This is a genomic window from Bacillus horti (genome assembly GCF_030813115.1).
In the GTDB taxonomy this organism is placed as follows: domain Bacteria; phylum Bacillota; class Bacilli; order Caldalkalibacillales; family JCM-10596; genus Bacillus_CH; species Bacillus_CH horti.
Genome location: NZ_JAUSTY010000009.1, coordinates 44,523 through 70,082, shown reverse-complemented (window position 1 = coordinate 70,082; position 25,560 = coordinate 44,523). Strand labels below are relative to the sequence as shown.

The window sequence follows — 25,560 nt, the reverse complement described above, 5'->3', positions numbered from 1 at the left end:
GTACATCATAAATTCGGGTGAACGAACACCCGATATTCAATTGAACCACATATCGCTACTGCTTGCTATCTTTCTTATTCTGGATAATTGTCATATTTTCCTCCAAGGACAAATGGGGTCGTAACGTTTGAATAAGCTAAGTGCATAGACATACCAAGAGCGGCATGCTCTAAATTGTGACAGTGATCCATCCATAGCCCTGGATTATTTGCCACAAATGCATACTCATATGTTTCACCTGGCTTAACTAAAAGTGTATCTAGCACAAGTGGGCTGCCCGTTAAAGACTTACCATTTCGACTTAAAACATGAATATGATGTCCATGCAGGTGCATAGGGTGATCGGCAAAAGTTCGATTCACTACAGTCGTCTTCACTACATCCCCTTCCTGCACCATAAATGTGGGCACATTAGGAAACACTTCCCCGTTAATGGCCCAAGTTGCTCCTATTTTGCCGTTATAAAAACCAATATAAAACATATCGAGAACCATAGTAAATTGTCTATCGAAGGAAGTAAATTCAGATAAAGCACCCTCTAGCGGGCTCCCATAGGAATAAGGATCAAATATGGTACGGTCGTCACCTAACGTAAAATCACCTTGTCCCCCACTACTAAAAACGATTCCTGCCATCGTATTCGTATAGCTATCTTTGTTAATACCTAAAGAAACAGTAGAGTCTGGCATAGTGAATACAACGTCATAACGTCCACCCCCTCCAATAGGCAGCATCTTTCCACTAAATTCTTCTGGCTCATGAAGATCATATCCATCAATGGCGACGACTGTATAAGGCACACCATGTAGAACATAATGTTTGGTATTACTGCTACTATTCATAAGTCTTAGCCTTACCTTCGTGCCAGGAGCTACTTCATGATGCTCCAAAGTGTCGAGCAACCCCAGTGTCGTCACGATATCTCTGCCACTTTGAAATTCATGAGCAAAAGTAACCAATTCCATAGAATGATCTATGACTTCTCCTTTATCTTCCTTCGGTAGGATAGTAAACGCTCCGAATAGTCCTTTCTGTACTTGAACGGAAGATACCTGATGGGAATGGTACCAATGACTTCCTGTTTCCTCTACAATAAAACGATACGTATACGTCTCCCCTGGCCTCACCGCATTTTGTGTCATACCAGCTACACCGTCTTCGGCATTAGGTACATCTACACCGTGCCAGTGGATCGTAACACCCGCCTCTATATCCTTGTTTACTAGCTTTATTTCAACAAGATCACCTTCTTGAACGACAAGCTCGGGACCAGGGAACTGGCCGTTGAACGTCCAAGCTTCAAACTCAACTCCTGAGCTAAGCTGGACCATCTTTTTGGCTGCCTCTAGCTTAAAGCTTTTATCTGCTTGCCCTTCCTGCGGACCTGTTAAGTCCGTTACAGAGATCATCTCCGTTTCCGAAATTATTGCTTCTTCACTATGCTCAGCATGACTAAAATGATCGTTAAGAACGATACCCCCACCGTAGTCTACTTTGTCATGGTGCACCATTTCCATGTTTTCAGGTAGCTTACTCAGTTCCATCCCTACTACCATCCAAGTCACCACACCGATAAAACCCAGCATCAAAATAATAGCATTCTTTACAAACCTTTTCACTACTCCATGTTTTTTACGTCGAATGGACTTAATGCTCCATCTCTGATAAAGCCAAAGAATAGCAGCTACAAGGAGAAGAATATAAAAGTAATAAATAGTATCAAACCAATGTGGGATAGCAGGAATGATAAACATAACCAAAGCGTTGGACACTAAGGATGCAGCCATCATCGTTTGGATTGGTACAAGCAGGAGAATCATCTCTTTTTCCTGAGCACCTGAAATCCGATTTGCTTTAGACCTAGAAAATACAAGTACAGCTAATGCCGCTAATAGTAAAATGGGTAGCGCTACAAGGATACGATCTGCAGCAAATAACCAACCAAGGAAAAGAACAATGGAAAGCTGTAGGAGTAACCATAATACAAAAATTAGCATTCCCACTCGTATCCCTACTCTGGTTAACAGCTTCCACATGTCCAGCTTGCCCTCATGGATGAGAGCATGTTTTATATTTGCTGCAAAAATAGCCGTAATGGTCCACACCCCAGCTAGGGCAGCTAAAAGAATAATTTCAATTCCATACAACGTCTCTAGCATAAATTTCAATACCTCCTGAAATTGTCTCAATCATTCCTTGCGTTCTATTGATAGCTTACCAAAAAGATGTTGCATTCCTATGAAGATCGCTTAGGAATGTTATGAATTTCACTTAAGGAAGAAAATAGAGGTATAATAAGAAAAGCTTTTATTTATCAAAAATGAAGAAAAATCATAGTATCAAAATTTAATAAATTCTGATTTCTGTAATAAATTCGATGTAGAAGGTGAAAACATGCTCCATAAGCTATTACTCGTCGATGATGAAAGTAAAGTGCTAGATTTTATGCAATCCTTCCTATCCCTAGAAGGGTTTGAAGTGCTGACCGCTCAAAATGGGATAGATGCTTTGAACTTAGCAAAAATGAAGAAGCCTGACCTAGTTATTTTAGATTGGATGATGCCCGGTATGAATGGCATTGAGGTATGCCGAGAGCTTAGAAAAATGGGACCAATAGGAATTATTATGGTGACGGCCAAATCAGAGGAAGTGGATAAAATTATTGGACTAGAGGTAGGGGCTGATGATTATATCACGAAGCCATTCTCCCTTCGTGAGCTATCTGCACGTATTCGTTCTGTCTTACGAAGAATGGATTCTTCAATAGCTATGAATCATTCAGAAACGATAGAGTGGAAGGGTCTAACGATTTCAGAGGAAAAACGTAAGGTATTGAAAAAGGGTATTGAGGTCGCGCTAACACCGAAGGAGTTTAAAATCCTCTTGACTCTAGCTACTAGGCCAGGTGTTGTGTATAGTCGTTTACAGCTGCTCCGAACTGCCCTTGATGATGAGTATATGAATGATGAACGGACTATCGATGCCCATATTAGCCATATTCGCAAAAAAATTGAAGATGATCCCTCATCTCCTACATACATTCAAACTGTCTTCGGTTTTGGGTACCGGTTTGGTGATGAATAATGAGCGTAAGTAGAAAGCTGTTTTTTACGACAGCTACTATTATTATCACTCTTGGACTGCTGTTCATCCTTACTGTTCAGTTTGCTCTACGAGACAATCTTTACTTTATGATGGAGGCAGCCAGGAGCGAAGAAGTACAGTCCTTAAATAATCAGTTAACGGACTTCTATACATCCAATGGGGAGTCTTGGGATGGTCTCCAATCGTTTGTCGATAGCCATATTGCGCTCCCTTCTGATGCAGGATTAGTTGTGCGAAGTAGAGACATGCACATCCTGGCACAGAGTGGGTCGGTGGACTCAAGAACGATTATTGATGATGGTCTTAGAAATGTTATTCGAAAGGGACAGACTTACGTTGCTGTCTTGTATCTCTATGATCATGAAATTGCAGAGATGTCAGTATGGAGAAAGTCATCCTTCTTCGCTACTTTATTTTTTCTGGTTTTTGCGGTTATTGTACTAGTTGCTCTTTCTCTCCTTTTGGCATACTGGGTTTCTAAGCGATTAACAGCTCCCTTAAAAGCACTGTTACAGGCCATCGAGCAACTAAAAAAAGGTGAATTCGGTGTTCGTACCCCCGTTACTTCTAAAGATGAATATGGAAAGGTAGCAGAAGCATTTAATGATATGTCGCAGGAATTATTGCATGCCGAAACGGTCAGGCGTAATCTTGTAGCAGATGTTGCTCATGAATTAAGAACGCCATTAACAATAATGAGAGGAAAGCTAGAGCTAATCCAACAAAATAAACAACCTATCCAACCAGTCGCTCTGCTTCCTATTCAAGATGAATTGCTGCGATTATCCACTCTTGTGGAAGAGCTGCATCAATTGTCTCTGGCAGAGGCAAAGAGGCTACGGATTGATAAAAAGCCGATCCATGTGAATATGTGGCTAGCCCAGGTGCTAGAAAATGTGAAGGATGAAGCGGCTCTAAAACAGATTCAGTTAGTTTTAAAAGAAAACGATGATCAGCTTTGGGCTAATTTGGATGCCAATCGAATGACACAAGTCCTTATGAACCTTCTAAGTAACGCTCTAAGACACACACCTGAAAAAGGAACTATATTCATAGAGCTGGCAGCTTTCAAAAAAGAAGACTCTTTCTCCAATATGAATATAACTGTACGTGATACGGGAACAGGCATAGCAGCTGAGCATCTTCCCCACCTCTTCGACCGCTTTTATCGCGCCGATGATGATCGATCTAGGGAAAGTGGAGGTACAGGTTTAGGACTAGCAATAACGAAACAGCTAGTTGAGGCTCATGGGGGGCAAATTCACGTTCAAAGCTCACCTGGTATAGGAACGACTTTCACCATCAATATTCCCTTGGATAAATGAGAAAGAAGCCCCCTTATTGTAGACAAGTTTTTCTATCTAACCAGTCTACAGTAAGAGGGCATATCCACCCAAATGAAGTCTACTAACGACTACCTTCTAATTTTATTCATCCACTTGCTTTGCCATCAAGATAAAATAGACAACAAACAATCCACAAACAAAAGCAATGAAGCCGTATCCTCCAAATACATCCCATTTTGTTGAGAAATAACCAAATCCTAAGCCTACCACAAGCATAACCGCATTTTCTCCAAATGATTGAGCAGAACCAAGCGTAGCCCGTACATTTGAGGGGATACGATGATGCAAATAGCCGGTCGTTAATGGTTCAATCAGTCCTGAAAACAAACAGACCAACCCCATGGCAACCAATCCACTATAGTCCTGAAAATATGAAAGGTAACTAAAGCCTAGTGCAGTCATAACTGATACAAAAAGTAACAGCCCTCTGTAGCTAAACCTGTTCTTCAAGGAGTAAGCGAGCAGATTACCAGGCAAACGAAGCACATAAATAGCAGCTGAAAACAGTCCAAAATAAAGCACGGGAACACCTACCCGATCCAGGTAAAGCTGCCAAAATTCATCAATGAAGTTCATAGCTGCTCCAATCACCATACCTGACATCAAGACAGGAACGACACCTTTACTCTGAGCAAATAATCGGACGAACGCCATCCCATAATCCTTGAGTGTGAGTGGTGCCTCATCCTCCACTTTTGTACTCAATGAAGGTTCAATCAGCAGCAAGGAAAAACAAAAAGAAACGAGCATAGCGATAAAGGATAGCCAGTAATTAAACTCGAACCCAAAACGCCCAGCCAACAAGCTTCCAGATAAAGCTGCAATCATAATGGCTGCAATGTCCAGTGTGTTCAGACGCCCCAGGTATTTTTCAAATTCATGTTCTTTCCCGCCAATTAGTAATGTATCATAAAGCAAAGCATTGCCTGCACCACTACTAGCAGACATGCCTATAGCAGCTAAGAAAACCACTACAGCAAAATGCCAAAATTCAGTGGCAAATACAAGAATAAAAAATTCAAGGCAGCCAAGGAGGCCTGCTAAAACGATCATCTTCTTCCTGCCCCATTTGTCAGCTAAAATCCCTGAAGGAACCTCTAGCAAAACAACTGTAACAGCAAATATAATTTCTGTGTACACAACCAGCTGTATGGTCATGCCTCTTTCTTCCCAAAATAAACGCTCAATCACATACGCCGGAATCAAGTAATAAAAGAAGCGTATTGCATATAGTTTCCATACATTTGATAAAATGAAGCGACTCATTCTATTAATCTCCCTCCACCGTTTTGGTTTAAGATAATAAACCAAACCTGGTGGACCTCGAGAAAAAGACCCATTTAAGGATTAGCAGGGCGGTCTTGGCATTTGTGCCATATGGTCAACTCCTTTTTAAAAACAGACTATTAACTATTTATCATCCTATTGTACGTGTTTCCCCTGTTTCTAGTAAAGTTTTTTTCCAGAAAGAACAATAGGTAGTCCTTCTTCTAGGGTAGATCTCAGAAACAATCCCGTGAATGGGGGACCTCAAAAGTTGCTTTGCATTAAACTATTACTTTTTCGGTTATGGAAGTTAGATCACTTCCATAATATTCATTGATGTATTCATTCACGATCTCAGGGCGATCCATGTTCAAGTTATGTCCTGCCTCTAAGACCACACTTTTTATTTAGACAATACCTCGCTTCTCTATTATCCATACACCGCTGAAGAAAATTCAACTCACTTAACAGCTCTAACGTACGGTAAACAGTCGATATCCCCATTTTAGCACGCTTTTTTTTCATTAGCAGGTAGACCTCCTCTGCCGTTAGATAGCCGTTTTTTTCCAAAAACAGTTCGATGATAATCGCGCGCCGCTCCGTCATTCTATGACCTTTTTTAATGATCTCTTGAGTTGTGTTTTCGAGTAATTTAAGCTTAGCGTTTGTCATGATAAAGACACATACCTCTCATCCATTTTTTCATCTCTTTTTATCAATAGAGCCTTCCATTCATGCTTTAGTGGAAATATGCCAGCTCCGAGCACGTGAATATTGGTCGTATAGTCGAGCAAAAATGCCACCTGCTTGACGAAGCTCTGACGGTGTCCCCGTTTCAAAGACCCTTCCAGCGTCAAGAGCAATCACCTGATCGGCCGTAGAGAGAGTTGATGGACGGTGGGCAATAACGATTACTGTTCGGTTCCTATCTTTAGCTAAGTTGCCAATCGCCTCAGCGATGGCACGCTCATTCTCTGGATCAAGTGCTGATGCTGCTTCATCAATAAGTACAATACGTGCTTTCTTAAGGAATGCACGGGCAATGGAAACGCGCTGGCGTTCACCACCGGACAATTGGGCTCCAGCCTCACCAACCCGTGTGTTCCAGCCATCAGGCAGCCTGGCAATAACCTTATCTAAACGTGCTGAGCGAGCCGCTTTTTCGAGCTCTTCCTTCGTGGCCTCAGGACAAGCTAAGCGAAGATTCTCTTCAATAGTGGCATCAAAGAGGTAGACCTCTTGAAAAACAATGGCAATATCGTTTAATAAAATAGTATGGTCAAGATGGCGAACATCCACACCACCTACCTGTATACTTCCTTTATCCGTATCAAAGAAACGAGCAATAAGTCGTGTCACGGTCGTTTTACCAGACCCAGACGGGCCAACCAATGCTGTGGTGCTTCCTGGGCGACATTGGAAGGATACATTTGACAAGGCAGTCGTATCACCATAAGAGAAGGTGACGTCTCTGAATTCAATACTTGCTTCCTTAAGCTGACGTACAGGCTTAGAGATGCTAGGAAGTGCTGAAGTTTTTAAAATAGACTGGACACGGGCAACAGCGTTTTCCATCGCACGCAGTGCACCTATAAGCTCAATAAGTGTGCCAAGAGGCTCTAGAAAACGAACCGCAAGCACTAGCAGGGCAACGGTCTCGGCAACAGTTAAAGATCCGCTAAGAAGCAATTGGACACAAAGGATCAGGATGGCAATAAAACCACCCATGACAACGGCCGTATAGGTTAGATCAGGCACCATCGATCGACGAAGCCCTCGGCGATACGTCTCTCGGTGTTCGTCCAGCGCGGTCCTCATTCGTATGCTCCCCGTGCTCCCTTGGCCGGCAGCCCGCAACACTGGTTGAGCCTGCCCTAGCTCAATAGACCTTCCTGCAATTTCTGTCGCCGCTTCTTCGAGTTCAATTTCAGCAATGGAGGCGATACGCCCTGCACGTCTCAGTGTCAGCCAGGCGATAGGAACAATAGCCAAAAAAAGTAAGGCGATACGCCAGTCCACCACAAAAGTAACGACGACAATCGTAAGAGGGACAAGTGACGCAGTAATCGATGGCGCTCCGATGACTACGGCCAAGTGGGCAATATTCCCGGCGTCTGCCGTGACGGCGCGGGCAAGTCGTGCTTTACGATTGGTCGTAAACCAGCCTAGAGGCAACGTGGTAACATGGTTCATTAGATGACGACGAAGCTGTGCAGCTAGCTCTATGCTGGCGGTGAAGCCAACAGGGGTAGAGATGACGCTAAGAATCCAATAAACTAGTAGCCCCACTGCCCCTATAACCAGCCAAGGTGTGGCAGCGACAAAATCGGGCTCAGCCTGCAGTAGAGCACGTAAAATGGGAACCAGTAGACCAAGCAGGAGACCTTGGAGGATCGCCATGACGGTATGCAGTCCTCCCATTCGCAGTAAGATTTTAGGATTTGGCCATAGTCGATAAAGCTTGCGAATCATGCGAGCACCCCTTTCTGCTGTCTTAACTCATTTTGATTTTTGGTAGACAACGGTTGATTAGAAATCATACTGTCTCCCCTTTCTGCTGTGCTTGCCACATTCTTGCGTACAAGCCATTAAAGGAGAGCAGCTCTTCGTGGGCTCCACGCTCAACGATGCGACCTTCATTCAGAACGATAATCTGATCGGCACTCTTAATCGTGTGCAGCCTATGGGCAATAACGATGACCGTTTTTCCTGTTGCCAGCTCAGCCAATGCTGCCTGAACGGCCGTTTCACCATCTGGGTCAAGTGAAGCAGTCGCTTCATCCAATACGACGATTGGAGCCCCAGAGAGAATCGCACGAGCAATCGTTAGCCGCTGTTTCTCCCCTCCTGATAATCCTCCGTCGCCCGTTCCAAGAACAGTGTCATAGCCTTGAGGCAGCCGCTCAATAACATGATGAATACGAGCTGTGCGGGCAGCATTACGCACCTCTTCATCGCTAGCATCTGAGCTTCCGATACGGATGTTTTCAGTTACCGTATCTCGCAAAAGCACAACGTCTTGAAAAACTAAAGACATGGAGGACAATAGGGTTTGTGAGGAAATATCTCTCACATCCGCTCCGCCGATGCGGATAGAACCGGCAGAAACGTCGTAGAAACGCGGCAGCAAGTTGGCCAAGGTCGTTTTTCCAGCGCCAGAAGGCCCCACTAAGGCGGTAACCGTTCCTGGCTCAAAAACAGCACTAATATCTTGAACAGCGTTGTTTACACCGTCATACGAAAAGAAAACATGGTCAAGTTCAACCTTATGTCCTGACGGCTGCTGCGGAGACTCTGGTTCAGGCAGAGGTTCACGAGAGAGCAGATCCTCAATGTTGCTTGCCGCAACGCGGCCCTTTCTTACTCCCTGAGCACCTTGAATGGCCGGTGTAATTGACGTAGGAAGTCCAACACCCACAATCAAAAACGGTAACAGCGCAGCCATCGTAAGCTCACCCATGCTCACAAATCCCAAACCGACTATTAGAACCACACCTAATACAGTCATTTCAGAAGAAAGTAGACGAGAGGCAGCCGAGCTATAGCGAGTTTCAGAGGCCCAAGCGCGCATAGCCGTTGCGTGCTCACGTACAGCAGCAAAGAAGCGATTCATCATTTTCCCCCCTGAGTTAAATGCCTTGACGACAGAGATTCCATCTGCATATTCCACGCTCGCTGCGCTTATCTTTCCTTCTGCGGTTAGGAGTCTAGACATATGCGTGGTCATTGAGCGCATCGCAATCCGATAGCTGATCATCATAAGCATTAACACAGCCATCATCACTAATGCCATGCGCCCATCTACAAAAACCAGATAGGTAAAGCCTACAACGATCGCTGTAGCAGCACCAACTACTTCTCCTAACGCATGGGCAATCAGTTGATGCATCTCCTCCAAATCGTTGGTCATGCGCTTCTTTACTTCTCCAGAACCGCTGGCACGGAACCACCCCAGCGGTAAATAGCCGAGTTGTCGTATAATCCTTACCCTGATATCATGCAGGATTTTGGCATCTGCATAATGGCCCAATCGTGAAGATGCAAATAGCAATACGAGGCGTAATCCTGCACCGCTAGCCCCGATGAAAACCCACATCCACACGATTGCTGCTGCACCCTCGGCTTGCGGGCTAGTGAGCATAACACGAGCTATCTCTGCAACCGCAATATAAGGGGCAAAGCCCGCAGCGGAACCAAGAGCAGATAGCAAGGCACAGATGATCAGGTGAGTACGAACTGGACGCATCAAGCGGGCTAACGCTCCGGGTCGTAGCATATGCTGTACCTCACTCTTTCCCGACTGATAACCTGATTGCGCCTGTTGATTATCCTTTTCATAATGAACATTATCGTTAATCATGGTATCCTCCATTCTGTTACGCTTTTGAAGTAATCACTTTTTATCGAAGTACCCTTAAGGGACTTGTTATTGCATAATCATTTTCTTGTAAAATGCCTGTTGTAAAATGCCTGCCGACTTTCTTCATTTGGAGATGTGCCAGCTTCGTGCTCGCTCATACTGGTCATAAAGGCGAGCAAAGATTCCATCCGTTTTCCGCAATTCAATCAGTGTACCCGTTTCTGCAACCCTATCTTTCTTCAGTGCAACCACATAATCAGCAACAGCAAGGATCGAAAGACGATGAGCTATCACAATCACCGTTTTATTTGTATCTCCCGCCAAGTCTGCAATGGCCTCACTAATGGCACTCTCATTCTCTGGATCAAGGACGGACGCTGTTTCATCAATAAGCACGATCCAAAAGTATATAGCAGCTATATACTTTTATTAAAAAAATATAATTTTACCTTTTTTTGTACATTTTTTATTTCTTCTCTTCTAAATATGCTGATATTTCTTCTCTTAATAATAGCTTCTATATCTTCTCTTTCTATAAATAGCTTCTATTCCGTTTCTTTCTGAATATCATCTATTCTTTGCTAACAACTTATTATTTTAATGTAATAGCTGTTACATCTATAAAAGAAGGGTAACTATAGAAGGTATACTCTTCAATTTTTGCACTGTTGTATACAGCTAGCTCTTTCATATAAGATATGGGAAGAAAGATTGCCTTTTCATGGATCTCGGTCAGGATAAAGCTATACGTTTCTTGAATTTCTTCCTCATCGACGGACACATTTAAGGCGTTAATGATTTCATTGCTGTTCTCCACGAATGAAAGCCCAAGTGCTGCAAAGTTATCCATCATGTGATCTGGGTTCATATTGCTGATGTATGTGTAGGGATCGTAAATGATGCCATAGGTCTCATTAAAGGCGATGGTAAATTCATTCTGCTGTATTTTAGAATAATAAGCCATTCTCTCCATTCCATTCGGCTTGATGGCCATACCAATCTCATTAAGCTGTGTAGCTAAAGCTAGGATAAGATCATCAATCATAGCCTGACCTGTCATATAAAGAATTTCTCCCTCTAAGCGGACGCCATTCTTTTCCCTGACGCCGTCCCCATCCGAATCAACCCAGCCAGCATTTTCAAGAAGTTCCTTAGCTTTTTCCTTATCATATTCATAAGGAGTGAGGTTTACATCGGTATATGGCATAGAAGGATCAAAAATACTGTCAGCTTTCGGCTCAACCCCTGAAAAAATACTGCTACTAATCCCTAGTTTATCTATCGCGTAGCTTGCAGCCAGACGAACGTCCAGCTCGTCAAAAGGAGCCTTAGTTACATTAAATCCTAGGGTACGAGTACTGGAAACAGCCTCGGATATAATCGCTTCAAACCCTGCTACTGCTTTCATTTCATTAAATCCATCATGAGATACATGCTTGGCTCCCACAATCATATCTATCTCTCCATTGCGCAGAGCCAATAGCTTTGTGTCATTGTCGGGAATGACCTTGATATGGAATTTTTCCACCTGGGGATCTTCCCCCCAATAATACGGATTTTTAATGAAGGTATACGTCGTACCGTCTGTTTCCCCTTCATACATATAAGGGCCTGTTCCGAAGGTCGTCGTCTTCCATTCCTCTGACATCGCTCCATCACTTTCAAGTCCATTTGGAGATACCATGGCCATCGGGTTGGGCATAGTGAAATCCTTAAGTGCTCCATAATAGGGAGAGGTTAGATGCACCTCAACCGTATAAGGATCCATAACTACAATCTGATCCAAAAGCGTAGTTACCCTTCCCATCGTACCATTGTAATCACCAAGCATGATCGGAATCACTTCCAGGTTTTTCTTAACCGCCTCGGCATCAAAGCGTGTTCCATCGGAGAACTTCACATTCTCTTTTAAGTAAAAGGTATATACCTGACCATCAGCAGAGATATCCCAGCTCTCGGCAAGTCCGGGGACAAACTCACCATCCTTATAATTGACTAGCGTTTCATAAAAGTTTGGCATGTACGCTGCAGGGCCGTGATTAGTACTGACGGCAAGTGTATTAATCGGATGAAAACCACTGGCAAAGTCCCAGCTCTCCACGAATGTTACTTCGCTTGCCCTATCATCACCAGCGGAGGAAAAAGAGCATCCTACGATGGCGGAAAAAATGATCAGCATGATTGTGGATAATAGCAAAACATGTTTTTTGTTCATCGTCACCTAGCTCACTTTCTTTGTTTATTTATATCAAGACTAGCGAATTAGCGATGTTGGGGTACTTTCGGCGGAAGTGATTCAATAAGCTGCCTAGAGTACTCATGACCAAAATCGGCATATGAAGTAGCCTTTTCAACCTGCTCAACAATCGAACCATCCTTCATCACTAAAATGTGATCACTCATGTAGAGGGCCACATCTAGATCATGAGTAATGAATAGAAAGGCACTTAAGCTGTCCTTTTTCAACTCTAGGATCAAGTCAAGGATCTGCTTTCTGACGGTCACATCCAGTCCGCTTACAGATTCATCAAAAACGATGAATTTAGGGCAGACACTCATGGCTCTAGCTATACAAACTCTCTTCTGCTGCCCACCACTCAATTCATGCGGTAAGCGTGTGAGCAGCGCTGTAGACAGCTGCACCTTGTCAGCTAATTCCAAAACTCTCCTTTTCTCAGTTGCTCTATCCATAGGTCTTAAGCATCTGATAGGCTCCGCAATGGAATCATAGACCGTCCACCTAGGATCTAACGCACTTTGAGCGTTTTGCAGAACCATCTGGAAATCTATTCTTTTTAAACGCAGCTCTTTTTGGCTCATAGTGGCCACATTTCGATGATCCATCCAAATCTCCCCGCTAGTCGGTTGCTCGATACACATCAGCAATCGGGCAAGGGTTGTTTTCCCGCTGCCGCTTTCACCTACAAGGGAATAGCCGCGGTAATGATCTAGAGACAGAGAAACCTGTTTGACAGCATCAACTATCGTTTTATTTCCACGTTTATCTTTAACCATGTAACGCTTTGATAGATTTCGAAGCTCAATCACTTTGCTTCCCCCCGTGTAAGATTACTGGCTTCTAGTAGCTTCTTTGTATACTTTTCTTTCGGTGAAGAAAAGATATCGAATACTGTACCTCTCTCAATGATCTCCCCCTGACGCATAACGATCATATCGTCTGCAAGCTTTGCCACCACTCCAAAATCATGAGTCACAAGGAGGATTCCTATACCGCTGCTTTTTATTTTTTCAAACTCTTCTAGGACTAAATTCTGATTTTTGACATCTAATGCCGTAGTAGCTTCGTCAGCAATCAAGATATCAGGATCATGAATAAGAGATAAAGCAATTATTATCCTTTGCAGCATCCCTCCGCTTAAGCTATCTGGATAGCTATTCATCAGCTGTTCACAACGGGGAAGATTCATTCTTTCAAGAGCACGAATACCTGCTGCATAGGCCTCCTTCTTTCCCAGCTTTTGATGTGCTCTAATCGTTTCTACGATTTGTGAGCCTATCCTGATGGTTGGATTAAACGCTGTCATAGGATTCTGAACAACCATGGCTATCTTTTTTCCCCGCCATATATGGATATCTTTTTCAGCCATTGAAAGAAGTTCTTTTCCTTTAAACTGGATGCTTCCCGATAGCACAAATTTTTTTGTGTCGAGTAGCTGCATCAACGCTTTACAGGTCAGGGTTTTCCCACTTCCACTTTCACCAACTATGGCTAGCACTCTTCCCGTTCTAAGAGCAAAGCTTATAGGCTGGACAATAGCCCTAGAGGAGTGCTTTAGCCTAACACTTAGGTCACTAACTTTTAATAGTTCACTCATACGCTCGCCTCCTTAGGAGAAAGTACGTCCCTAAGAGCTTCTCCGAAAAGGGTAAACCCTGCTGCCGTCACTAGAATACACAGACCTGGATAAATCACTAATGTTGGATGAGAATAAAAGCTTGACCTTGCTTCGCTAAGCATAGCCCCCCATTCTGGTGTCCCTGCTCCAAACCCCAGCCCAAGAAAGGAAAAGCTAGAAACCATAATAATAAGTGAAGCTATTCCATTGCTTAAATAGACAATAAAATGAGGCAGGACATTGGGAATAATATGAGAAAAAACAATTCTGGTATCACTGCATCCAGCCATTTTGGAGGCGATGATATAATCCTTTCCTTTTTCCAGGCATGCATAGCTCCACACTATTTTGGCGAACCAAGCCCACATGGAGAAAATAATAGCTGTTAGAATACTAACTATGCCCTGTCCCAGTGTGCCAATAAGAGACAATACAATGACTAAAGGAGGAAAGGCCATGAAAATATCGCACACAAGAAGGAAGCCGCATTCAATTCGTCCACCTAGATAAGCTGCTGTTGTTCCAAGGCTTAAGCCAAGGAGCCCAAGTACAGTTAGAGTGGGTACGGCGATACCTAAGGAATAGCTTGCACCAATTAGCAGCCTTGATAACACACAGCGTCCCAACTGATCCGTTCCCAATGGGTACTGTGAGCTTGCAGACATAAATCGGTTCAGTACATCAATTTTGTTTGGGTCGTTCGGCATAATGATTGGGGCAATAGCAGCAATCAATGATACAAAAGCAATTAAGATAAGACCTATAAGTGCCTGCTTGTTGTTAAGAACTTCTTTTATCATAAAAGGATCTCTTCCCTCTCCACCATACTAGGATTCAGTAGCATATTGATCACTTCTGCAAGGCTTCTACTGCAAACAAAGATCAAAGCGATGATTAATACACAACCGTTAATAGTCGGCAGATCGCGAGCCAGAATGGCATCAACCAAATGCATTCCGATTCCTTTTAGTGAAAAAATACTCTCTACTATTGCGCTTCCAGCGATTAAATTTCCGATGTACTGAAAAAACAGAGTCACTATAGGTGGAAGGGAATTTTTTAATACATGCCCCCAAACAATTCTACTTGTTCTAATTCCCCTGGCCTTTGCGTAAACAATGTAGTCCTCGTTAAGGTTGGATAAAATCGTTGCTCGGAAGAGACGAATAGACAAACACGCTACGGGTAAAGCAAGAACGAATGACGGAAGAATGAGGCTCTTGATATTTCCGTAGTCAACAACTCTAAAGATTGGGAAACTTACAGCTAATAGAAAGAGCAACAAAAACGCCAGCCAGAAATTCGGAAGCGAGGCACCTAAAATGGTCCCTCCCCTAACCAAGTGATCAAAAAAGCTATCCTTTTTTAATGCACAGATAAGACCAATAGGAATGGATAGAAGTATAATCCACAGCAATGCCATCCCTACAAGCAGCATTGTTGCTGGCAGCTTTTGAGCAATATCCTCAGTAACTTGATTTCTTGTAAGCACAGAGGTCCCCAGATCACCCTGTAACGAATTGCTTAACCAGTTGAAGTATTGTTGATGTAAGGGTAAATGAAAACCCATCTCCACTCGAATTTCTTCTATTTGTTCAGGCGTTGGATGCAAGAAGGTATTTCGTGCATAAGCTTCGGCTTGATCAATCGACGAAAGGTTGGATAGTAAAAACGAAAGGATGGTTACCCCAAAAAGTACTAGTATTAGACCGATTAAGCGGCTTCGGATCATTCTAATCAAGCATAGTCACTTCACTCCCCAATTGATTAAGAGAATCATTCTCAATAATATCCTTTTTATATTCCACCATCTCTGGTGGAATAGGATTATAGCAGCTATAGTGTTTGCCTAAAAAAATTATTTCTTAATCTTCTTTTCTAGCTTCTCACATACCTCAAGCAAAAATCGCTCTAAAAAATCTACTTTTTCCTTAGGCTCGCCTTGAACTGAGGCAAACAGCAGACTATCGAATTCCTCATGAAATTTCAAATGATTTTCGTGTGTTTTTTCACCTTCAGTTGTCAATTTAATTAAGAATCTAGATTGGTTCTTAGGATCTTTTTCTTTTTGTATAAGTCCTTTTCTTTCCAGCTTTATTAGTAGCTGTGAAACTGCTCCTATGGTCACACCCAGCTTATCAGCTAGGCCTGTAATATGAATACCTTCATTTTCTTTTATTGTAGAGATTAGATGAATCTCGGCATAATAAATTTGTTTTCCGTCTTTCGTTTTTAAGAAATGTGTTTCTTTTTCGTATTCCGTATAGGCATATACAGCCCCTAAAAAAGCGTTACTAATTTCCTTTTTACGCTGTTCCTCACTCTTCAAGCCACCACCACCTCAGTAAAAGAGTATATAGTAGCTATAGTCTTTTTGTCAAGTTATACCCCGCAAAAAAAATCCCCGATCTAAGCTACTTAGCACTACTATTCCTTCTCCTCATTCGTAAACGATAAAAGCAATTGATATTATGACATTGTAGCCTATGATAAAATCAAATGGGAAAAAGTGAACGCCGAGGAAGTCATCATTCTTGTTCATGGCTATATCACATATCTAAGGAGTGACTTTGATTTAGATAAATCCTAATCACTCAAACTATTACCTATGTAGTCATTCAAAAGTTTGAATTAAAAGATGCCTCATACCTTAATTCGGTTATGAGACATCTTCTTCATATTCTTCAGTATTATTAAGTTACTCTATTTTATCAATTAAGCCTAAAACGCTAAGAGTTCTAAGAAGTGCTGTTACAGCCTGCACACGGGTCACTTCACCCTGAGGATCAAATTTACTTGTACTCATTCCGATCATGATATTACTTCTAATCATAGCTTCGACAGCATCATAATAAGCAGGATCGACTTGGCTCTTATCCTCATAATTTTGCAAGCTAGAGACATTCTCTCCTTCATTATCTAGAAAATTCCCCCACTCTGTCTCTTCTAAAAGGAACCCCGCCATTTCTTCTCTAGTCAGGAGGCCATTTGAATCCTCACTATAGGTTTCGTATTCTTTGCCGAGAGCCCTATCTAGCATTAACTTAAAATCATTTTTACGAACCTCTTGGCTTGGAGCAAATTGATCGACACTCATTCCACGAACTAAGCCTTTAGCTGCTGCTAAGTGAACGGTATTCTCTCCCCAATGCCCTGTCATATCAGCAAATTGCACATTGTTTTGAGTAATAAGGTTTATTCCATTTTTAGAGGATCTAATTTCCACAAACCATTCATTCCCATCTTTCACCTTGTGTGCTGAAGAATATTCAAACGCCTTTGTAGCTTCATCATAGTTAAATGCGCCCCAGAAAGCTTCAGAAATTCCTTCTTCCATCGAAAGAGGTATTTGTCTAATTAAAGGCTCTTCAATTTTATCCACCTTTGCTAGTATATGATTTATATTATGATTTAAGATATTAATCTCGTAATCTACAATGCTTCCTAACACATGAGTATTAGGCCAAGTTTCTTTTAGTTCTCTCTGAATTTTTGCGTCATTTGACCTATCCGTTAAGGTGATCTTAAAGCTAATATCTTTTAGGCTTAGCTTTTCATTTTTTAGAATATCCTCTAATTCCAGGATGGTAGCAGTCAGGTCCACAGGTAGATGGTAGCTTCCAAAAGGAGCTTTTATCTCAATAGAAAGCTCGTCATTCTTTTCCTGTAGCGTTTTTAAAACACTAGCAGGGACTGTAGCAAAAACACGACTATTTATAGGTTCAGCCTCGAGAGTTATAGACGATTGAGTAAGGTCAAACGTTCGCAAATTTACTTGTTTGCCATTTAGATGAATAAATAGACCTTGTAAAGCCGGTTCAGTGACTACATTTTCTCCATCATGTATACTCCCATTTCCCGTAGGTGCTGATTGCCTAACCACTGTAATCGTGTATATTCTAGTCTTTCCACTTGGTGCAGTTACTTCAACCTCAATGGTATTGTTCCCAACCTGCAATGGGACAGGACCAAAAGGAGTTCCGCTCTCCGCTTCTTCTCCATTAATCGTTAGCCCTGCATCTGCATCGACTGTAGTTGGAGTTATCATAATATTACTAGTTGAATGATTAACACTTGCTGTATACTCCGTAGTTCCTGCCGAAAATGCCGGGCTAAGCTCCCCTGCTGACAACGTCAAAGCACTTAAATTCGTATTATAAGGCTGAAGAGTTACACTCACTTCATTAGATGACCTACTTTCTCTAGTAGGAAACTTAGCCTTCACCGTATAGTAGTGCGTAATATTAAGTGGTAGATCTGTAACCGTATAGACAGAATCAGTGACTGTTACCATTTCAGATCCTTCTGTTGAAGGAACCAGACTTTGAAAAATAGAGTACCCTGTAGCTCCATTGACAGGGGTCCAAGATAAATTAACCTCTCCATCTACTACATGTGCTGGATGCATATTTGGAATACTGGACAGTCGAAATACCTCGGCAGTAGTACCACTCACTGTACCAAAAGGGATCATCCATACATTCAAACCATCATAGACTGCCGAATAGCTACCAGCATACTCATTTGGCTTATTGAATCCTTCTACCTCTCCAGTATCCGTATCTATTCTATAAAATTGATTACTACCATATTTAGTCCATATATATTGTCCGTCGTATGCACCAAGGGATAAGTTGGGAACACTAGAATAATTATGTCCGCTCGGCCAATCATTATAGCCTGTCATCTCTCCTGTAACTGGGTCTAGCTTAATAATCATATTTGCCCCATTAGGAAGCATCCATATGAATTCACCGTCAAATATACCATCTGCAAAGGCATATCCACCTCTAGTAAAACCAGTTGGCCAATCGTTATAGCCTGTCATCTCACCGGTTTCGGGATCCAATTTAATCACTCGGTCAGCTTGAGAAGGAATTAACCAGATATTCTCGCCATCGTATACGGCTCCATTAAAGGCATAGTTTCCTTTTACAAATCCAGCTGGCCAGTTATTATATCCAATCATTTCTCCCGTTGTTGGGTTAACCTTTACCACCATATTTGCATTAGACGGAATCAGCCATATATGTTCCCCATCATATACACCCTTGTTAAACGGACCAGTGCCACCAACAAATCCATCTGGCCAACTGTTGTACCCTGTCATTTCTCCATCACTATCGACTTTAATAACTCGATCAGCTAATGCTGGAATCATCCAGATGGATTCACCGTCAAATACTCCACCACTAAATGCACCGTTTGACTTTGCAAAACCATCTGGCCAATTGTTATATCCAGTCATCTCTCCTGTCACTATGTTCAGTTTAACCACCATATTCGTTTCCTGAGGAATCATCCAGATATGCTCCCCGTCGTCGAATACCGCTTCTCCAAAGTAAGCAGAAGAATTAGCAAACCCACTTGGCCATTCGCTAAAGTTTGTAATCTCAATAGATGGACCTATTGGTCCAGAACCGTTCCCCTCTATTGCTGCTGGTAGCCAGCCGAATGCTATGATAAAAGCTAGCAAACCAGCTAATAGTCTTCTTGGCACTTCTATTCTTTTTCTGGTTTTCATGTCAGCATTCCCTTCTACATCTATCCATAGTCCATTATACCTTTGACAAAGTAAGACGGATATCCTTCTTTAGAAGGATATAAGGGGATCTCTAAACGAAACAGAGTAAATTTTACGGATATTCTACCATTCTTTTTTTTACAATTTTTTGGATTTATAATGTTCCCCATATAAAAAACCACACGTTAGAAGCTACGACGTGTGGTTTCGGGTTACTATTGTTTTTCATTTCCTGTAAAGGTAGCTAAGCCATATTGCTTCACAAGAGGTTTTACGGCACTCACACTATAGCCTCCCCCACCATACTCATCCTGCACGCTAGAACTAAGAATGGCATAAGGACGAAGCTCTTCACTTGAGTCAAATTCTTCAGGGGAAACCCCATCTGGAAGATGTAGGAGCCAGAAAGCGTCCTCTTCCTCATCGAAGCACACTTTTATCACTTCCTGTTCATCCCCACCCTTGACTGTAATCTCATAGGCGAAGTTCGGATCTTGATGTGGATTTACAGCAGCATACAAAGTACCTTCAAGTCTTCCACCGCAATAAATGATATATTCCTCTATGACAAAAATACTAGCCTTTAAATCTCCTTTGCACCTCAGTTGACCCCCAGCAAACTCTCCTGCGAGAACAATGTCTTGGATATGTATGTCTCCCCATACAATCACCTCAAATTGTGAGGTCAAAAAGAGGTCTCGAGCCGTTAAATTCCCACGCACACAAAGATATCCTGGAGTTCCAACATCCAACTGCTCAACATCTAAATCTCCCTCAATAACTAAGTTCCCATCTATAATCAACATATCTGCAACAGGATCGATAAAATGATTCGTATCAAATTCAAGTTTGTCTACCTTTAAATCTCCACGATGTACAAATACTCTCATCCTCTCGCATGGATCTTCATACGTTGGAGAAGGCTGTTTTCCCCATACTAAGTAAGGCGCTGTATTCGGATATAACTCGTTTTCATGATCGATAATGGAGAATTCACGTTTGGCTGTTTCGTAATCTATTTTCTCCCATGACATGTGCTTACCCAACTCCTTGATCTCTGATTCTAGTAAAAGTATATCATAGGGAAAATAGAGAAGCATGAGTCTAGTAGGCTACTTTATTCGCAATTTTTTCAGCCTAAATTAAATCCACCATTTGAATGGATGACTTGACCCGTTATCCATTTTCCATCTTCACTAGCAAGAAAGCCAATTAAAGAAGCAGCATCTTCTGGTAATCCTATTCGTCCCATAGGAAATCTTGGCAAAAGCCATTTTCGTATCTCATCTGTCATCCACGTTGAATCCGTTGGTCCAGGATCTACTGCATTTACTGTAATGCCTATTGACCCAACCTCAGCAGCAAGGGTTCTCGTGAAAGCCGAAATAGCCCCTTTTGTTGCCACATAAGCTAATTCATTTGGCATTGGACCCAAATCCTGACCAGATGTCATGTTAATAATTCGCCCAGAATGTACCTTGCTCTTTGTAAAACGGCGAGCAAATTCTACACTGAGAAGAAAGGTTGTACGCATGTTCACAGCATAGTGATCTTCCAGAGTTTTGGCGTCGAGCTTTAAATATCCATCTCTTGTAGAATGTGCTGCATTATTAATAAGAATGGATGGGAAACCTATTTGTTTAGATACAGTATCTAGTACCTCCCTCGCAGCCTGAGCAGTTGATAAATCAATCTCTAGAGAAGCGCTTTGGACTCCAAGCTCTGAGAGTTCTGCCACAAATCTGTCTGGCCATTCTTTACTAGAATTCCAATGTGTAAAAAAAATATCTATACCTTGAGAGGCAAGTTTACGGCAAATAGCTGTACCCATGTCTCTTTCACTACTAACACCCGTAATAAGGGCAATTTTACGCTGTAATTTTTCCATTTATATCTCCCCTATAATAGGGAACGATTGATATATTTTATAGGAGATGTATGATTTCCAACAAAAAAACAGATACACAAGGTACCTGAATGTAATGGATTAATAATTCCATATCAAGCGTCCCTTGAATGATTAAAATAATAGCATTTAGACACACTTTCCCATTATGAGTTAAGGTGTGTTCCCTATGCTTTTTTATTTCATATCATTACAATGTTGGACACATACGAAATATTAATCCCCCTTTTACATACATCTCAATTCCTATTTTACTACTAATATGGGAGATGTTCAATTTTTTATGAAGAGACAAGACTCTTATCTTCAAAGGCTGTCGAGAGTACAATAAATGTGGTCGAAAACCCGAACGCACTGTATTTATCAAGAACAACGAACCTACTAATTGAATGGAAGGCAAGTGCTGTTACCCAGCTGATTTTATATATATCATAGATAAGTAATAGTTAATGCCACTTATTCTAGTATGCTTTTGCTTAGTTCGTTTGAACTCTTTGTAACCTAGCTTTTCATATAGTTTAATGGCAGCAAGATTCGTATCAGCAACTCCTTCTAATATATACTCTTTATACTGCGGTAGCGTCAATAAGTGATTTAGAATTGCTGTTGCGACCCCTTTACCTCTGTGCTCCCTGGCTGTAGCAACAAATTCAACAGATGCTGCTCCATTACGTACATCACCTGAAAATTCTTGAAACTGATTTTTAAACACCATGTTGGCGATAGTACCTTTGTACCAACCAAGATGTTTTCTTAATTCTTTTTTGTTGTGGTTAATGGAATGAACGGTGCCATCTGTACATGCAGTGATACCCGCGATTTCTCCATCTATTAAAGCAACATAAAAAACGTCTAAATTAAACATGTGCTCCAGTGCTCTTTCTAGTTTCTTGCGATCTTTAGAAAAGAAGTTCAGGTGCTCTCCAAAGCCATCAATATAAACTTCACTTATTTTCTTTCTTACGTCCATATTTACCTCTTTCGCGTGCACCACTTTAATCATGATGATCCTCCTTAATTAGAAACGCTGTAATAACTCCGATATTTGGTATCTTAAACTGATCCTTTAACATTCACCATAAATATTAAGCCTGTTCTCTATGCTTTTTCACATGATAACGCGTTGAACAACGCTTGCTGCAAAAGCGTTGCATACCATTTTTTGATTGATCCACAAAAATCTCCTCGCAAGGCGTAGAAGTACATGATTTTAAACGCGATCGTCCAAAGTCCACTATCATTCTTCCTAATGCATGTGAACAAATCGCCAATATACGATCCTCTAAGGGTTTTAAACCACCCTTATTTAGTTGCTCATAAATAAGGGTAAACTTCCCTTCCCCCGCTGCCTGTAATCGAGTTGTGATTGGAGCTCTAGACTCATACTCAGATAGAAACTTGACCAAAGTCTCATCACTTTCTTTTAAAATAAGGAAACGCAGGCTATCACGAAACAGTTGCACTGCTCCTAGCTGCTCTGTAGTAAGAGATTCTTCTTGAAATAATTGATATTTCACCAATAATTCGCTCAGCTTCTCTGTACTCCCCAATCTTTCAGGATCTGCATAAAAAGGATCATAGCTATTTAAGACGTCAAATAAAAATAGATTCCACTTTTCATTGTAATATCTCATTTCGTCTTTACTCCTTACAAATATTCTGATATATTGATGTTAATTTCATGTAATACTTAAATTATATTTTAAACATTACACGTGAGCAAGTCACAGCAGGTGAAAGGGGATTTTGTTTTATGAAAAGAGATATTCAAATCATTCATGCACCAACTAATATTGGTTTAAGCCGCCATCCAGACGGAAGAGAACGCGGCTGCGGGAAGCTTCCAGAAGCTTTAGAAAAGGTAGGCTTACATACCACACTAGGAGCTCAAGTGTTCAAAAGATTCGAACCTCCTATTTATCCAAAGGAAAGGACCTTTAATGATGGGGCTCTAAACGCTCTTCAGGTCGCTGGTTTTTCAAGAGAGTTGGCAGATGTTGTAGAGAGTGTATTGGACCAAGGAAGCTTTCCACTGGTTTTAGGCGGGGACTGTAGTGTTTTAGTTGGGAGTGCTCTGGCTTTAAAGCGAAATGGTCATTTTGGACTCCTCTATCTAGATGCACATCATGATTATTATCATAAAGGGAACAGAGATGAGGCCGTTGTTGGAGGAATGAATTTGGCCATAGTTACGGGAAAAGGCACTGAAATTTTAACAAACCTAGGGAATCAAAAGCCATATTTTAAGCCTGAGCATGTGTTTAGCTTTGGTATTCGTCAAGCAGATGAAGATCAAGACATATTTGAAGAAGTCAGAGAAAGTGGAATCACTTTACAGGGTACGGATCACACCATAAAAAATGGGGCGGAAAGCACCGCAGCTTTGTTAAAAGGCTTTATTCAAAAAACTGCAGCAGTAGACGGGTTTTGGATCCATCTAGATGCTGATATTCTAGATGCTTCTATTATGTCATGCGTAGATTGCCCTGAGCCGGAAGGTTTGCAATGGGAGGAGCTCAAAGTAATCCTAAAAGAAGTATTCTCTACTAATAGAATTATAGGTATGAATGTCACCATACTAGACCCCGAGCTCGATCCCAAATTTGAAGTGGTTAAGGCTTTTTCAAACATGCTTACTGATGTACTAAGCTAAGATAAATAACGTTTTTGCAATGTCAATCAAATCAGGCTTTTGAAAAAGGGTAAACTGAATCCATATGTTAAACATAAGGCTGCCTTGAGAGATAAAGCCTAAACACATACAAATAAAGCAAACTGCTAATGATACTAAAACCAAGTAAAAGACTAAAAACGACAATAGGCTGCACCCATGCGGAAAGAAAAACAGTAATTGGAGCTAAAAATCGCCCAACAGTGAATTGTAAATTGGATGCACCTAGATATTGTCCACGTGCATGCTCAGGGGCGTAGTTGGCAACAAAGCTTTCTGTAACTGGAGCGCGAATAAGCTCTCCTAGTGTAAAGATAACAGTCACTATAAACAAATACCATAGGGATGAATGCAGTCCTACAGCAAACATCCCAATACCTGCTAATAATGCAGAAAGAATAAAGACATTTCTTTCACTCCATCCTTTCAACCATTTTGTAACGGGAAGAATGAGCAGAACGAAAAGCAAACCATTTAGGCCTAACACCCAGCCAAAAATCTGTTCACTGGTTAACGTTAAAGACCATTCATTCCAGCTAAATAGTGTCTGTTCCGGAACGTAGTTCACGATATAAATAGCTAAATAAAGATCAAGCTGCATGATTGTCATAATGGAAAAGACACCTGCCAAAATGAAAAAGAAAAAAAGCTTATCTTGAAAAATAAAGCGATAATTCATTGGTGTTTGTTGCTTTGGGGTATCTGCTGCCTTCTCCACCTGTGGCTTTGTTTCACGAATCATGAGAAAAATTGTAATAGCATAAAGAAGTAGAATAAAAGTTGCCGTCCACAATAATTGATCACGATATTGAAAAAAGAAAAAAGCACCTAATGCTGGTCCAAGCACAGCGCCGATATTGTTTGCCGTTGTAAATGTGGCAATCACCTGTCGTCGTTCCTCTTTAGGGACAAGATCAGCGACCATCGCCATACTTGGTGTCCGATAAATCGCTCCGCCTAAACCAACAAGTACATACGCCGCAAACTCAATCCATGAAGAACTAGTTGCTGCAAATACAGCAAACATACTTGCTTGTATACATACACCAAGTAACATCAATGGTCTTCTTCCAATCAAGTCTGTATAGTGACCGCTAATTAAGCCACCTATCATCCCCACTATTGGAGGAATCATCATCAATAATCCGGCAATATGATTGCCAAATGCTGTACTGAAATAAACCACAAGAAAGGGGAAGATCATCCAATAAACCAGATTAAAAAATGCCTCCCCAAACAGACGAACCTTTAAATTCACTGTCCACACCTTAGCTTCCATCATTCGTCCTCATTTCAACTTTACTTCCTGATCAGGTAAGCTAAGAATACGGGATATAACAACAAAAATATAGACTTATATTTCATTCTGATTTATACTATTAATATAAGAAGCAAGTACATACCTTTCTAGTTTAACTGCTTCATAAATCGAACGTTTGTTTGCAACCAATCATCTTTCAGATGATTTTTTTTATTGTTTTAATACAGTCAACATCATTCATCTTCTCATTTTCACTCCTAATAA

21 protein-coding genes are annotated in these 25,560 nt (G+C 41.5%); 3 read left to right on the top strand and 18 right to left on the bottom strand.

All coding sequences use genetic code 11. The annotated features are described in order from the left end of the window. Positions 1-74: 74 nt before the first annotated feature. Positions 75-2,159, bottom strand: a complete 2,085-nt coding sequence (locus tag J2S11_RS11915) for a multicopper oxidase family protein (protein WP_307394809.1) — start codon at positions 2,157-2,159, stop codon at positions 75-77. A 235-nt stretch (positions 2,160-2,394) separates the two neighbouring features. Between J2S11_RS11915 and J2S11_RS11910 the strand changes: the two genes are divergently transcribed. Both J2S11_RS11910 and J2S11_RS11905 read left to right on the top strand, forming a co-directional pair. Further along, positions 2,395-3,084 carry a response regulator transcription factor gene (locus tag J2S11_RS11910; RefSeq protein WP_307394807.1) on the top strand — a complete coding sequence of 230 codons (690 nt, stop codon included), beginning with the start codon at positions 2,395-2,397 and terminating at the stop codon, positions 3,082-3,084. Continuing rightward, complete coding sequence (locus J2S11_RS11905; RefSeq protein WP_307394805.1) at positions 3,084-4,430, top strand: sensor histidine kinase; 1,347 nt, start codon at positions 3,084-3,086, stop codon at positions 4,428-4,430. Before J2S11_RS11910 ends, J2S11_RS11905 begins: the two co-directional genes overlap by 1 nt. 102 nt (positions 4,431-4,532) lie before the next feature. Here the strand turns inward: J2S11_RS11905 and J2S11_RS11900 are convergent, their stop codons facing one another. From J2S11_RS11900 to J2S11_RS11825, 16 genes are all read right to left on the bottom strand, one after another. Further along, complete coding sequence (locus J2S11_RS11900) at positions 4,533-5,717, bottom strand: MFS transporter (RefSeq protein ID WP_307394803.1); 1,185 nt, start codon at positions 5,715-5,717, stop codon at positions 4,533-4,535. Positions 5,718-6,092: 375 nt separating this feature from the next. Then, positions 6,093-6,389 carry a Fur family transcriptional regulator gene (locus tag J2S11_RS11895; protein ID WP_307394801.1) on the bottom strand — a complete coding sequence of 99 codons (297 nt, stop codon included), beginning with the start codon at positions 6,387-6,389 and terminating at the stop codon, positions 6,093-6,095. A gap of 60 nt (positions 6,390-6,449) precedes the next feature. Beyond that, positions 6,450-8,189, bottom strand: coding sequence for an ABC transporter ATP-binding protein (locus J2S11_RS11890; protein WP_307394799.1), 1,740 nt, complete (start codon positions 8,187-8,189; stop codon positions 6,450-6,452). 64 nt (positions 8,190-8,253) lie between these two features. Further along, positions 8,254-10,077, bottom strand: coding sequence for an ABC transporter ATP-binding protein (locus tag J2S11_RS11885; RefSeq protein ID WP_307394797.1), 1,824 nt, complete (start codon positions 10,075-10,077; stop codon positions 8,254-8,256). Positions 10,078-10,200: 123 nt separating this feature from the next. After that, positions 10,201-10,473, bottom strand: a complete 273-nt coding sequence (locus tag J2S11_RS11880; protein WP_307394795.1) for a hypothetical protein — start codon at positions 10,471-10,473, stop codon at positions 10,201-10,203. Between the two features lie 196 nt (positions 10,474-10,669). Then, on the bottom strand, positions 10,670-12,292 hold the full coding sequence (locus J2S11_RS11875) for an ABC transporter substrate-binding protein (protein ID WP_307394793.1): 1,623 nt from the start codon (positions 12,290-12,292) through the stop codon (positions 10,670-10,672). 47 nt (positions 12,293-12,339) lie between these two features. After that, the gene (locus tag J2S11_RS11870) at positions 12,340-13,125 is read right to left on the bottom strand and encodes an ABC transporter ATP-binding protein (protein ID WP_307394791.1); all 786 of its coding nucleotides are present in this window, start codon (positions 13,123-13,125) and stop codon (positions 12,340-12,342) included. Next, positions 13,122-13,913 (bottom strand): ABC transporter ATP-binding protein, encoded by a 792-nt coding sequence (locus tag J2S11_RS11865; protein WP_307394789.1) that lies wholly within the window; start codon positions 13,911-13,913, stop codon positions 13,122-13,124. The genes J2S11_RS11870 and J2S11_RS11865 overlap by 4 nt, the downstream gene beginning before the upstream one ends. Then, positions 13,910-14,734: an ABC transporter permease gene (locus tag J2S11_RS11860; RefSeq protein WP_307394787.1), complete on the bottom strand. Its 825-nt coding sequence runs from the start codon at positions 14,732-14,734 to the stop codon at positions 13,910-13,912. Before J2S11_RS11860 ends, J2S11_RS11865 begins: the two co-directional genes overlap by 4 nt. After that, positions 14,731-15,666 carry an ABC transporter permease gene (locus tag J2S11_RS11855; RefSeq protein WP_307394962.1) on the bottom strand — a complete coding sequence of 312 codons (936 nt, stop codon included), beginning with the start codon at positions 15,664-15,666 and terminating at the stop codon, positions 14,731-14,733. The genes J2S11_RS11860 and J2S11_RS11855 overlap by 4 nt, the downstream gene beginning before the upstream one ends. Before the next feature lie 126 nt (positions 15,667-15,792). Beyond that, positions 15,793-16,263 (bottom strand): MarR family winged helix-turn-helix transcriptional regulator, encoded by a 471-nt coding sequence (locus J2S11_RS11850; RefSeq protein ID WP_307394785.1) that lies wholly within the window; start codon positions 16,261-16,263, stop codon positions 15,793-15,795. Positions 16,264-16,632: 369 nt separating this feature from the next. Further along, on the bottom strand, positions 16,633-19,458 hold the full coding sequence (locus J2S11_RS11845) for a cadherin-like beta sandwich domain-containing protein (protein WP_307394784.1): 2,826 nt from the start codon (positions 19,456-19,458) through the stop codon (positions 16,633-16,635). 215 nt (positions 19,459-19,673) lie between these two features. After that, the gene (locus J2S11_RS11840) at positions 19,674-20,492 is read right to left on the bottom strand and encodes a polymer-forming cytoskeletal protein (protein ID WP_307394783.1); all 819 of its coding nucleotides are present in this window, start codon (positions 20,490-20,492) and stop codon (positions 19,674-19,676) included. 98 nt (positions 20,493-20,590) lie between these two features. Further along, complete coding sequence (locus tag J2S11_RS11835; protein ID WP_307394781.1) at positions 20,591-21,346, bottom strand: SDR family oxidoreductase; 756 nt, start codon at positions 21,344-21,346, stop codon at positions 20,591-20,593. Between the two features lie 424 nt (positions 21,347-21,770). Beyond that, complete coding sequence (locus tag J2S11_RS11830; protein ID WP_307394779.1) at positions 21,771-22,367, bottom strand: GNAT family N-acetyltransferase; 597 nt, start codon at positions 22,365-22,367, stop codon at positions 21,771-21,773. Between the two features lie 82 nt (positions 22,368-22,449). Continuing rightward, positions 22,450-22,998 (bottom strand): CGNR zinc finger domain-containing protein, encoded by a 549-nt coding sequence (locus tag J2S11_RS11825; protein WP_307394777.1) that lies wholly within the window; start codon positions 22,996-22,998, stop codon positions 22,450-22,452. A 119-nt stretch (positions 22,999-23,117) separates the two neighbouring features. On the opposite strand from J2S11_RS11825, the gene J2S11_RS11820 reads away from it, so the two are divergent. Continuing rightward, positions 23,118-24,017: an arginase family protein gene (locus tag J2S11_RS11820; protein ID WP_307394775.1), complete on the top strand. Its 900-nt coding sequence runs from the start codon at positions 23,118-23,120 to the stop codon at positions 24,015-24,017. Positions 24,018-24,084: 67 nt separating this feature from the next. On the opposite strand, the gene J2S11_RS11815 is transcribed toward J2S11_RS11820, so the two are convergent. Next, positions 24,085-25,314, bottom strand: coding sequence for an MDR family MFS transporter (locus J2S11_RS11815; RefSeq protein ID WP_307394773.1), 1,230 nt, complete (start codon positions 25,312-25,314; stop codon positions 24,085-24,087). Between the last annotated feature and the right edge of the window lie 246 nt (positions 25,315-25,560).